General features: G+C 56.0%; 1 pseudogene. It reads left to right on the top strand.

What is annotated here, in order from left to right:
• Window positions 1-90: 90 nt before the first annotated feature.
• Window positions 91-302: pseudogene (locus NE547_RS18145) on the top strand (hypothetical protein); the annotation flags it as partial.

Below are 302 nucleotides of genomic sequence, written 5' to 3' on the forward strand. Positions count from 1 at the left end.
CCGGCCACGGCCCTATATACTTACGTTCAGGCGGGAAGGTATGCTGCTCTTCCGCACGAATCGTTCAAATTTGTAGTAGAGATGAGTGAATTGGCAAACATCGAGCAAACGAAGTCTTCGGACAAAAGCGGCCTGAAGTACTTCCTGGCGGCGCTGGGCCCCGGCTTCATCCTGGCGGCGACCTCCATCGGCCCCGGCTCCATCGTCTCCTCCACAAACGCAGGCGCCAACATCGGATATAACCTGTTCTGGTGGTTTATCGTGATGCTGGTCTTCCGGGCTGTCTTCTCCCTGGCAATGAA

This window comes from Flavonifractor sp. DFI.6.63, assembly GCF_024462255.1.
In the GTDB taxonomy this organism is placed as follows: Bacteria; Bacillota; Clostridia; order Oscillospirales; family Oscillospiraceae; genus Lawsonibacter_A; species Lawsonibacter_A hominis.